Origin of the sequence: Rhizobium sp. P44RR-XXIV (assembly GCF_001999485.2) — a bacterium.
GTDB lineage: Bacteria > Pseudomonadota > Alphaproteobacteria > Rhizobiales > Rhizobiaceae > Rhizobium.
Genome location: NZ_MPVZ02000029.1, coordinates 1948571 through 1960362 on the forward strand (window position 1 = coordinate 1948571; position 11792 = coordinate 1960362).

At 61.4% G+C, this 11792-nt stretch carries 9 protein-coding genes; 4 read left to right on the forward strand and 5 right to left on the reverse strand.

What is annotated here, in order from left to right:
* Positions 1-71: 71 nt before the first annotated feature.
* On the reverse strand, positions 72-779 hold the full coding sequence (locus BSK43_RS34840; RefSeq protein ID WP_246662784.1) for an NUDIX domain-containing protein: 708 nt from the start codon (positions 777-779) through the stop codon (positions 72-74).
* A 117-nt stretch (positions 780-896) separates the two neighbouring features.
* Here BSK43_RS34840 and BSK43_RS34845 point away from each other — a divergent pair, with 117 nt between their 5' ends.
* The gene (locus BSK43_RS34845; protein WP_077470344.1) at positions 897-1916 is read left to right on the forward strand and encodes an SPFH domain-containing protein; all 1020 of its coding nucleotides are present in this window, start codon (positions 897-899) and stop codon (positions 1914-1916) included.
* A gap of 3 nt (positions 1917-1919) precedes the next feature.
* A complete protein-coding gene (locus BSK43_RS34850; protein WP_077470345.1) occupies positions 1920-2873 on the forward strand; it encodes a sugar kinase in 954 nt (317 codons plus the stop codon).
* Between the two features lie 60 nt (positions 2874-2933).
* Here the strand turns inward: BSK43_RS34850 and BSK43_RS34855 are convergent, their stop codons facing one another.
* From BSK43_RS34855 to BSK43_RS34865, 3 genes are all read right to left on the reverse strand, one after another.
* Complete coding sequence (locus BSK43_RS34855; RefSeq protein WP_077470346.1) at positions 2934-4433, reverse strand: DegQ family serine endoprotease; 1500 nt, start codon at positions 4431-4433, stop codon at positions 2934-2936.
* Positions 4434-4693: 260 nt separating this feature from the next.
* On the reverse strand, positions 4694-5350 hold the full coding sequence (locus tag BSK43_RS34860; protein WP_077470347.1) for a DUF2161 family putative PD-(D/E)XK-type phosphodiesterase: 657 nt from the start codon (positions 5348-5350) through the stop codon (positions 4694-4696).
* A 36-nt stretch (positions 5351-5386) separates the two neighbouring features.
* Positions 5387-6283, reverse strand: coding sequence for a LysR family transcriptional regulator (locus BSK43_RS34865; RefSeq protein ID WP_077470348.1), 897 nt, complete (start codon positions 6281-6283; stop codon positions 5387-5389).
* Between the two features lie 145 nt (positions 6284-6428).
* Between BSK43_RS34865 and BSK43_RS34870 the strand changes: the two genes are divergently transcribed.
* Entirely contained in the window at positions 6429-7622 is a 1194-nt protein-coding gene (locus tag BSK43_RS34870) for an MFS transporter (RefSeq protein ID WP_077470349.1), read from the forward strand.
* A gap of 28 nt (positions 7623-7650) precedes the next feature.
* Positions 7651-8481, forward strand: coding sequence for an aldo/keto reductase (locus tag BSK43_RS34875; protein WP_077470350.1), 831 nt, complete (start codon positions 7651-7653; stop codon positions 8479-8481).
* 50 nt (positions 8482-8531) lie between these two features.
* Here the strand turns inward: BSK43_RS34875 and BSK43_RS34880 are convergent, their stop codons facing one another.
* On the reverse strand, positions 8532-11792 hold the full coding sequence (locus BSK43_RS34880) for a cellobiose phosphorylase (protein WP_077470351.1): 3261 nt from the start codon (positions 11790-11792) through the stop codon (positions 8532-8534).

Sequence of the window (11792 nt, forward strand, 5' to 3'; positions counted from 1 at the left end):
CAACGGCAGAGTTTGGACAAAAACGATCATGTGTCAAAGGTGAAGTGTCTCTTCTGTGGAAATTGATCGCCCTAGATCGTCCTGTCGAAGAAGACGGTCGTGCGTGCCTGTTTCAGCCGATAAAGCTGGGCCGGGCGGTTGCTGGCGCGGCGCATTTCTCCCTCGATGGGCTCGATGAAATCCACCTCCGCCATGCGCTTTCGGAAGGCGGATTTATCGAGGCTTCGGCCCAAAAGGCGCTCATAGACGGCCTGTAATTCTCCCAGCGTGAAGGCTTCCGGCAACAGATGGACCGGCAGCGTCGAATATTCGACCTTGTTTCGCAGCCTTGCAATCGCGGCCTTCAGGATGGCGGCATGATCGAAGGCGAGGGGCTCTGCGACGGCCTCGCCATTGATCGGCGACCAGGCGACATCAATGACATTGCCACCCTGCTGCAGGGCGGCCGCGTCCAGCGAAATCAACGCCATATAGGTCACGCTGAGGCTCCAGCCGCGAGGATCGCGCGCGGCGCTTCCGTAGACACCGACCTGTTCAAGATAGGGCGTGGCGACGCCGGTCTTGTCGCGAAGCACGCGCCGGGCCGCCGCCTCCAGATCCTCGTCTTCATCGACATGGATCCACCCGCCGGGCAGCGCCCAAGCGCCAGCGAATGGTGCGCCGCCGCGGCGCGCCAGCAAAACCTCAAGCCCGGCCGCCGTCAGCGCAAAAATGGCAAGATCGACCGAGACGATCGGCCTTTGATAGGAGTCTTCGAAGCTGCTCATGCTGTGGAACATAGCGCGCCATCCCCTTAGTGTAAAGTTTCAACTAACTTAGTTGACATTAATCACTAAGTGGTGTTTCTTTGCGCCGTGGCGGCTTGCAAGGCCGTCTTCTTCGCTCAGGAGGCACTCATGTTCGGATTTCGTTTCATCAAGGCGCAGCCGACCCAGTATGTGATCCAGTATCGCAATGGTCGGCCCCAGCGTGAGGGCGCCGGGCTCTCCTTCTGGTACTTCGCGCCGTCGACCTCGCTGGTCGTGGTGCCGACTGCGAGCGTCAACGAACCGTTCATTTTTCCGGAAGTGACGTCGGACTTTCAGGAAGTGACTGTCCAGGGCCAGATCACCTACCGCATCGCCGATCCGAAGCGGACCGGAGAACTGCTTGATTTCTCGCTCAACGCCAAGGGTGTCTACGGTTCGGAAGATCCGCAGAAGCTGTCGCAGCGATTGATCGACCAGGTTCAGGTGGCGATGCGGGCCGAGGTGCAGGCCTTGTCGCTGAAGGAGGTGCTGGCCGCCGGCGAATTGCTGGTCGGTCGCGTCGCCAACACGCTGCATGGTCACCCGGCGCTGCAGGCGCTGGGTCTGGAACTCCTGAGCCTGTCGATCCTGGCTGTGAAGCCGAAGCCGGAGACCGCCAAGGCTTTGGAGGCAAGTGCCCGCGAGGCGCTGTTGCGCAGCGCCGACGAGGCGATCTATGCGCGCCGCAACGCGGCCGTCGAGCATGAACGCACGATCAAGGAAAACGAGCTCGCCACTGAAATTGCCGTTGAAAACAAGAAGCGCCAGGTGCGTGAGGCGCAGATGGATGCGGAACGTTCGGTACAGGAGCGGCAGTTGCAGATCCGGGCCGAGGAGATGACCGGCAGGATCGCCCTGGAAGAGCAGAACAAGTCGTTCGTTGCGCTTGCCTCGGCCAATGCGCGTGAAGAGGCCGATGCAAAGGCCTATGGTCTGGCCGCGATGATGAAGTCGTTCGGCGATGCCGATCCGAAAGTGCTGCAGGCGCTGGCATCGGTCGGCATGGATCCCGGCCAGTTGATGGCACTCGCCTTCCGCGATCTTGCCGACAACGCCACCAAGATCGGCCAGCTCAACGTCACGCCTGATCTCCTGCGTGAAATCATGCAGCCGCAGCCAAGGGGTTAAGTGATGCCGGCCGCAGAGGATAGACGGGCTGACGACAGAAAGATCGTCCTGATCGTGCGTGACACGCGTCTGGACGAGTTGATCGTACGGTTCAACACCGTCCAGCAGGCGCAGTTCTATGTCGAGCATCTCGGCGCGGACTTCGGTGATTATCTGGCGGAACAGCAGCATTACCGGGCGGCCGTGCAGGAGGTCGAAGTCAGCCTTCGCGCAGTCGCGCGGGTGCAGACGCTCAACCGGCGCTATCTCGGCAATTTCATCTTCGGTGCCGATGATATCGTCGTCGTGCTCGGGCAGGATGGTCTTGTCGCCAACACGCTCAAATATCTCGATGGGCAGCATGTGCTCGGCGTCAATCCCGATCCGAAGCGCTGGGATGGCGTGTTGCTGCCGTTCCGTGTGGGCGACGTTCGCAAGGTGATGCCGGAGGCTCTGGCGCAGCGCAGAACACTCAAGCGAGTCAGCATGGCGAAGGCGTCATTGAATACCGGTGAGGTGCTTTATGCGGTCAATGACCTCTTCATCGGCCCGCGAAGCCACGTCTCCGCCCGCTACGATCTCCGGATCGGCGAGGCGCACGAAAAGCAATCGTCGAGTGGGATCATCGTTTCCACAGGCATGGGGTCGACGGGATGGCTGAAGAGTCTCTATGCCGGCTGGACGGGAGCGGCTGCCAGTTTCGGCATGGAGGTACCGGCCGGGCTTGCCGATGCGACATTTCCCTGGGATGCCGAGTTCCTGCACTATTTCGTGCGGGAGCCTTTTCCGAGCCGGACGACCGGCGTTTCCCTGGTATCGGGGCAGATCGCGGCGGAGACGTCGATGGCGGTCGTCTCCGAAATGGCCGAGCATGGTGTCATCTTCAGCGACGGCATCGAGGCCGATTTTCTCCCCTTCAACGCCGGAACGCTGGCAACCATCGGTCTTGCCGAACGGCAGGGGCTGCTGGTGACATGAAAGCAGCCGGCCCGCCTCCGGAATGAGAGACGGGCCGGCTTGTTTGGTCTTGTTCAGGCCTTAGGCAGCCGAGAAGGGTACGGCTACGAATGTCTTGGCGCCATCGCGTTCGATCAGGAGCAGGACGGATTTGCGGCCATCCTTGTTTGCCTGCGCGACGGCGGTCTGCACCTCATGAGCATTGCGGACCGGCTGGTCGTTGACCGAGACGATGATGTCGCCGGTCTGGATGCCGGCGGCAGCCGCCGGCTTGTCCGGGTTGACGTTGGCAACGACGGCGCCCTCGACACTGCGCGGCAGGTTCAGCTGCTGACGCACATCTGGGGTGAGGTTGGCAAGGCCGACACCGATGCTCGGCTGGTTGGAAGGCTGCACCTTGTCGTCGCCACTATCGTTTGCAGCCTGCTTGCTGTCGTCATTGCCGCCGATGGTGACGTTGACGTCCAAGCTCTTGCCGTTGCGCCACAGAGTGACCGAGCGATGGTCGCCCGGGGATAGATCGGCGACAAGCCGCGAGAGATCCTTCGGCGTCTTGACGGTTTCGTTGCCGACAGCAGTGACGATATCGCCACTCTTGATGCCTGCACGGGCAGCCGGTGTGTCGTCATTGACGCTGGCAACGAGCGCACCCTGCGTCTGCGGCAGACCCATGGCATTGGCGACATCCGAGGTTACCGGCTGAATGGCCACGCCGAGATAGCCGTGGTCGATCGAACCGCTCTTTTCGAGCTTGGCGACGATCGTCTTGGCCTCGTCAGAGGGGATGGCAAAGCCGACGCCGACGCTGCCGCCATTCGGCGAGTAGATGGCGGTGTTGATGCCGACGACATTGCCTTCGCGGTCAACGAGCGGGCCGCCGGAATTGCCGTGGTTGATCGGAGCATCGATCTGGATGAAGTCGTCATAGGGGCCGCTATGCAGGTCGCGGCCACGGGCCGAGACAATACCAGCTGTTACCGTCGTGCCGATGCCGAAGGGGTTGCCGATCGCCAGGATCTGGTCGCCGAGCTTCAGCCTGTCGGAATCGCCCCAGGCGATGGTAGCCAACGGCTTCGGCGCCTGGATCTTCAGGACGGCAAGGTCCGACTTGGCGTCGGCGCCCAGCAGCTTGGCGGGCAGTTCGGTGCCGTCGTCGAGCGTCACCTTGATGTCGACGGCATTCTGGATGACATGGTTGTTGGTGACGATGACGCCATCAGGGCTGATGATGAAACCCGAGCCGAGCGCCATGGCGCGCTGGCTCTGCTGCTGGCGCGGTGCCTGCTTCGGGAAGGGAATGCCCTGGTTCTCGAAGAACTGGCGGAATTGCTCGTCCATCGGCGAGTTGCTGCTGTCGGCGCTCGTATCGGTCGCCTTCATCGTGGTGGTAACGGTGACGACGGCGGGCTTGTCCGCATCGACGATCGGGGCGAAGGAGCCGCCGGGTGCGATGATGCCGGCGGGTTCAGCCGCCGAGGCGACGGTTGCGGAGGTGAAGGCAAAAGGCAATGCGCCCGCGCCGGCGATAATGGCGGCGCCAACAATGGCGGCAGTGCGGTGCTTGCGGAGAAGAGATGACATGGCAAAAGTCCCTTGCGAGATCGTTGGAAATTGGCGTCTTGTCCATCTCAGGGACAGGCGTCGAACGGTCCGCGTCAATTCGTTCCGGGAGCTTTGCTCCCGCCTTTACTACGGGAAGCGAAGTATAAAAATGAACTGGCGCTGATAGTTAATATGAGCCGCCAATTGACTTTTACAAATTAAATATTGATCATGTTTTTATTGCAAAATTTTAAGATATTACATGAATTTAATGTTTTTCAGCCGGAATTTTTCCTTATTTAAGGTTGCTGCACCGGCCAGCGCTTGAGAGCCTCCGCTCCGAGTTCCGTCAGCGCATAAATGCCGCGATCGACGCGCTCGAACCAGCCATAAACGTTATCTCTCAGAATTTGCGGCGCCTTTGGCGCTGACGCGCGCATGTCCTTGGGTCGCTGCACGCCATTTTCGAGCGCAGCGGCACAGACGAGGGCCTGCTGGCGATAGGCGGTCATGATCGGTTTGCGCGTGCTGCCGCCAAGAGCGGGATCACCCTTTCGCCGGCGATGTTCTTCAACAAGGCGTGATCTGCGACGTGCATTCTTGCGCGGCATCGGCCCGATCGGGCTGACGACGATGTCGACGCTGCCATTATCAGATACGGCGAGCATGCCGAAACCCAGCCGACGGCAGAGGTCGCGGAAGCGCCGGTCGCTTTCCCGGCCCTTGCCCTTCGCCGAGACCCGGGCGGCAATCCATACTTCATCGCTGGCGGCGGCGCGATCGACGGCCTGCAGGACCAGCTCGAGATTGAAAGAGAGCTTCAGCTCGCAGATGACGACAACGGGAGGCTCGTCGTCATTGAGCCCGACAAGATCGCAGCCGCCGATCTCGCCCTTCACGGCATAGCCGGCAGCTTCGAGAAATGTCTTGATCGGGAGATAGAGTTCGGTTTCCAAATAATGCTGTCCGGCCTGGGGATATCGGGGTTGAGTTTATCCGATTCGGTTAACCAGAAAGTCGATAAACGCCCGGATACGGGCCGCCAGATGTTCGTGACCGGCGTAGACGGCATGGACGTTTTCGATATCCTCCGGATTGAAGTCCTCCAGCACGGCCACCAGCCGCCCTGCATCGAGATCCGGCTGCACGTGAAATTGCCCGATACGGGCAAGCCCCACGCCTTCCAGGCAGAGGCTGCGCACCGTCGGGCCGTTGTTGGCCTGGAGATTACCCTCGACGGTTATGACGAAATGCGCGCCTGTCGCCGGATCGCGAAAAGGCCAGGCTTCGGCGGTTGGACGAAAATTGAAGGTCAGGCAATTATGGTGCGCCAGATCCTCGGGTGTCTTCGGAAGGCCGCGCCTTTCGATATAGGAGGGCGATGCGATGACGACGCGGCGGCTTTCCAGCAGCTTGCGGGCCTTCAGCGAGCTGTCCCGCAATACGCCTGAGCGAATGGCGACGTCGGCGCGCTCGCCGACAATGTCGATGACGCTGTCGGTGAGTGAGAGGTCGAGCTCGATCTCCGGATAGCGCGCCAGAAAATCGGGTATCAGCGGCACGATGCAGCTCACCCCAAAGGCGACTGAGGAGCTGACGCGCAACAGCCCGCGTGGGGCGGCCGCTCCGCCCGCTGCCACGATCCGCTCTGCTTCCTGAATATCCGCGAGGATCGCCTGCGCCTTTTCGAGGTAAATCTCTCCTTCCGGCGTCAATTGCAGCGAGCGCGTCGTGCGCACGACAAGACGGGTGTCCAGCCGCTCCTCCAGCCGGGTCACGAGCTTGCTGACGGCGGACGGGGACAGGCGCAGTTTCCGCCCGGCCGCCGAGAAGCTGCGAAGCGTCGCCACCTGAACGAAGACGTCCATCTCGCCGGCACGATTGTCCACGTCTTCCTCCTGGCTTTGAATTCAATTCACAAGTGTTCGGTTTATATAGGCGATTATCGATTGAATGTCTTGGCCCCATATTCCCATCCGAACAAGAACCAGTGCAGCCGGAATTTACCGGGTGCCTTTTCGATTGGGTGATCCCATGCCTCTCGCTCTCTTTGCGTTGACGATCGCGGCCTATGCGATCGGAACAACCGAATTCGTTATCGTCGGACTGCTGCCCACCGTGGCGAACGACCTTCACATCAACTTGCCGCTCGCCGGCCTCATCGTCAGCGTCTATGCGCTCGGCGTCACCTTCGGCGCACCGATCCTCACCGCGCTCACCGGTCGCATCGAGCGCAAGCCGCTGCTGCTCGGCCTGATGGCGCTGTTCATCATCGGCAACAGCATGGCCGCCTTGAGCCCGTCCTATGCGCCGCTTCTGGTCGCCCGCGTGTTCTCGGCCTTTGCTCATGGTGTCTTCTTCTCCGTCGGCTCGACCATCGCTGCCGATCTCGTGCCGGAAAACCGCCGTGCCTCGGCAATTGCCATGATGTTCATGGGCCTGACGGTTGCCATCGTCACCGGTGTTCCCCTTGGCACCTTCATTGGCCAGACCTTCGGCTGGCGCGCTACCTTTGCCGCCGTCGCAGCTCTCGGTGTCATCGCCTTTGCCGGTATTGCGCTTCTGCTGCCGTCGAACCTGAAGAAGGCCCCGCCGGCCACTATCGGCGAACAGGTCCGCGTGCTTGCAAGCGGCCGATTGCTGATCGTCTTTGCCATGACCGCGCTCGGTTACGGCGGTACTTTCGTCACCTTCACGTTCCTGGCTTCTATCCTGCAGGAAGTGACCGGCTTTGAAGCTTCTGCCGTCAGCCTCATCCTGATGCTCTACGGTATCGCCATAGCTATCGGCAATGTCGTCGGTGGTCGCCTTGCCAACGGCAATCCGGTCCGCACGCTGACATGGCTTTTCGTTGCTCAGGCGATTGTGCTGGCGCTCTTTACCTTCACGGCCGTCTCGCCCTGGCTCACCATTCCGACGCTCGCAGCCCTTGGCTTCCTGTCGTTCGCAACCGTGCCTGGACTGCAGCTCTATGTCGTGCAGCTTGCCCGCGAAGTTCGCCCGGCCGCAGTTGATGTCGCTTCGGCGCTTAACATCGCCGCCTTCAATCTCGGCATTGCCGCCGGTGCGTGGGTCGGCGGGCTGGTGGTGGAATCCTCGCTTGGCCTCGGTGCCACGCCTTGGGTCGGTGCGATCCTGGTCGTCGCTGCCCTGGTGTTCACTCTGTGGAGCGGCGCGCTCGACCGCCGCTCGGCCTCTGCAACGCAGGCCGTTTCCTGCGCTGCCTGATCAGACTTTGCAATTGAAAGGACAATCCATGCAAATCGTCAACGCCAACGGCGCTTCCATTCCCGCTCTCGGCTTCGGCACTTTCCGCGTGCCAGGCCCCGATACCGAACGCATGGTGGCGCATGTACTTCGCAACGGCTATCGCCACATCGACACCGCCCAGATCTACGGCAACGAGGCCGAAGTCGGTAATGGTATCAAGCACTCCGGCATTGCCCGCGGCGATCTCTTCCTGACCACGAAAGTCTGGGTCGAGAACTATCGCCACGACGCTTTCATCGCCTCAGTCGACGAAAGCCTGACAAAGCTGAAGACCGACTATGTCGACCTCCTGCTTCTGCACTGGCCGAACGATGCCGTGCCGCTTGCCGAACAGATCGGCGCTTTGAACCAGGTGGCCAAGGCAGGGAAGGTGCGCCATATCGGCGTTTCCAACTTTAACCGGGCGCTGATGCGCGAGGCCGTGACGTTGAGCGATCTGCCGCTCGTCACCAATCAGGTCGAATTCCACCCCTATCTCGATCAGTCCGCTGTCATCGGGACGGCCAGGGATCTCGGCATGTCGGTGACGGGCTATTATGCCATGGCTGACGGGAAGGTCCTGTCTGACGCGGTGCTGAAGGAGATCGCAGGCCGTCACGGAAAATCGGTTGCGCAGATCGTCCTGCGCTGGATCGTGCAGCAGGGTCTGGTTGTCCTGTCGAAGACCGTGTCCGAAAGCCGCGCAATGGAAAACGCCGCTGTCTTCGATTTGGTACTGACGCAGGATGAGATGGCGGCAATCCATGCACTTGCCCGGCCGGATGGCCGCATCGTCAGCCCTGATGGCCTTGCCCCGGTCTGGGACCAGGCAGCTTAATTCTAAAATGAGGGAGCCGGATCAACGGCTCCCTTTCTGCGTTCCTGGGGTCAAGCCTTGAAGTCGAGCTTGACCTCGCACGCGCCGACGGACGCCGGCAAGAGCGGCTTGCGGATGCGCTGGCCGAATTGCCGCTTGAAGCCGAAGACATTGCCGATCAGGCTCTTGGTATAGAGGCCCGGGCCGCTCGAATAGGTGCGCCAGCCACCGTCGACAGCAATATCGCCCGCCTTGACGCGGCCCCAATCGGACGAGGCCTTATAGCGATCGTCGAAAGCGGCGTCGCTGCTGCTGAAATAGGTGTTGCGCTGGCGCAGCGAGGCATGGTCCAGCCGGCCGCTGACTGCGATCGGATTGGCGAGCGCCAGGGCGGCCCAGACCGCTTCTGCATCGTCATCGAGCGCAAGGGCTTCGCAGTAGCGCAGATGCGCATGCACATACATCAGCCCGATCTCGCGGCCGAAGAAGGAGGAGGATTCGGCGCGACGGAACAGCTTTTCCGGACCACCGGAATAGGTCGCCGGCTTTTCCATCAGCCGCACGCCATCCGGGAAGAGGAGATTGTCGCGGATGATCTTCATGTGGGCATGACGCTGATCCGGCGTAAACAACCCGCCGATCATCGGCTGGGTCATCGCGATCAGCGAGTAATGCAGGCCGGTGCGGGTATCCTCTGGGTGCAGCAACAGCTCGACGCCATCATGGCTCGGATCGAAGACGCCGTAGCCTGCCACGATGCCGTCGCGCATCAGCAGCCGGTTGAAGTCGGCGCGCATGGCAACAGCCGTTGCCTGAAGCGACTGCGCTTCTTCATTGCGGCTGGCAAGCGTGAGGATGCTCGCATAGCGCACCAACTGTTCGTACAGCAGAGAGACGGTCCAGCTGCTGACCATCCAGTCGCGCAGGTGCGGATCGGCCGGCTGCAGACTGTCGTTCCAGTCGCCCTCGCCATAGCGGATGAGGCTGGTGCCCGGCACGAAGCGGCTGCGCACGGTTTCGAGCAGCTTTTCGACGTGATCGGAGATCGTCGCGCGCTCCGAGGTCAGCAGCATGGTGTCGTCGGCACGCCATGGCACGGTTTCGGCAAGGAAAGCGATATCGCCCGTCGCCTCGATATAGTCGCACAGCGCCTTGAGCGGCCAGACGACGATATCGCCATGGGCCTCACCGGCGCGGATATTGGCATACGGCTCCAGCATGAACCATTGCGGCCAGTCGCCACGATCGCGATACTGCTCGGAAAAGAGCGTGCTGAGGATTTCTCGGGTTTCCTCGTCATGCTCATAAGCCAGCAGGAATTCCACCGGACCCTGGCAGACGTCGCGCGTTCCCCAGGCAGCACCGGTATATTGCTCGAGCCCATGCGGCACGCTCAGATGCACGATCGCATCATGGGCAATCCAGGGCACCATGACGGCCTGCGCCAAAACATCCGGGTCATCACCCTCGATGCGGGCGTTGCGCGTCACATGGCTCCAGAAGCGTTGTGCCGGCACGAGCATTTCTTCGCTCGTCACACCCGCGGCATAGCGCTTGGCAAAAGCCTCGCCTGCCGCCGCATCGGCCATCGAGCCGGTGACGGCAAAGCGCAACCCTTTCGTGGAATGCGACTTCAGCGCGATGAACGGGCCGTTGCGGGAGGCGCCGTCATCATAGAGCAGTTCGTCGCCGCCAAAGGCCTCGAAAGCTTCCGGCGTCGAGGTGACGAGATGGTAGGCCGCGTTCGGGTAGCGATCCCAGAGCCACGAGGGTTGCGGGCGAAAGGAGATCCGCTTGCCAGCTGTATCGATCGCAATATTGGCGACGGCTTCATAATCACGCTCGCCGAGCACGATGTGGCCGAAGACGAGGAAGCGGCAGGCATGCCCATCCACCGATACGCTCCACTGCATGGCCGGATCGTTGCCATCGGCGATTGCCGAGACGGTGATGGTGCGGCCGGACAGCCGGTAGATCCAGCTGGTGTCGCTCAAGCCCATCTCGAAGGCGGCGGGCACGCCCAGCAGGCGCCAGCCGTCGCCGAGATCGACGAGAATGCGCAACCCGCTTGCCCGCGTCAGATTGTAAGGATCGCGGGAAACGGAAAAGAGCTTGTGGAAGGAGGTGTTGCCGATAGTCAACTGCGCGGCGAAGATGCCCTGCATCCAGCAAGTTGCGGCCAGAGTCTTGTCGTCGAGCAGCATGTTCTGTCCGCTGCGGATGATGGCGCCGTGGCGGCGCGCCACGACACGTTCCTTTTCGCGTAGCACGATGTGCCTGTTATGCGGCCCATCCGGCACGAAGAAGGAAATGAGCCTTCCGTCCACATGTTCTTCAAGCATGCGCTTGGGATAAAGCGCATCGATATCCGCCTGACCGAGGCTTTCGCTGACGGCAAAAGGCGCATCCTGCACAAGGCTGCGGGCTGCGGGCTCGGCGGCAATCGCGCCGTCGCCAAGTTCCCCCGTCAGCTTGGAGAGGCCATCGAGGCGGGCAAGGTCGGCGTCGCTGGAAGCAGCCGGATGATCGGCAACGAAGAGGCCAAAGAAGGTCGTTGCGGCCGTCGCACCCGGTGCGAGCGAAAGCGGCTTCGACTGGATCGCCGGGCAGGCAACCTCGTGCTGTCGACGCAGGCTCGGAAGGTTGGTGCCAAAATCCGGCACCATGACGCCATCATTGTCTTTCGCCGGCACGATAAGCTGGATAGCGTCGGTCGCAAAGGCTGCCGCACCTTCAAGGCATCCCTGTGCCAGCCACGGGTTGCGTTTGCCGCCCTGCTGGAGGTTCTGCCGGTTCATGACCACGGGTCCGAAGGCGGCATGGCTGGCAATGTGATGGTCGATATATTGCGAGGCATAGGCCTCGCTGTTCATCAGGAAGCCGCGATCGCCAAGGCCGACATCCTGTAGGAGAATGAGATCTGCCGCGAGCGTCGCGCCGGTCGTGTTTTCGAGCGATACTTGCCAGAACCATGCGGTTTCGCTCGGATGCAGCCGAAGGCTGACCGTGTGCTTGATCTCAGCCGTCTCGCCGCTCCAGGAGAAGCCGCCCTCGGCATGACCGAAACGCACGGCAGCCTTCGGGCCAACGATCTCGACCGTTTCAGGCTTGGCGCCGCCGACGCGCAGATAAAGCCTTCCGATACCGCCATAGATAGGCGATCCCAGCACCTGGTTGATCATGACGCCGCCCTGCTGATCGGCGAAATCGATCGAAAACAGCGTGCCGTTCGGCAGCGCCGAAGCCGAAAGGCCGGCACTATTGGTAAGCGTGGTAAGACCGAGTTCTTCGCGACGGGGCGTCTGAAAGTTGCGATTGAAGTCCGAGGACAT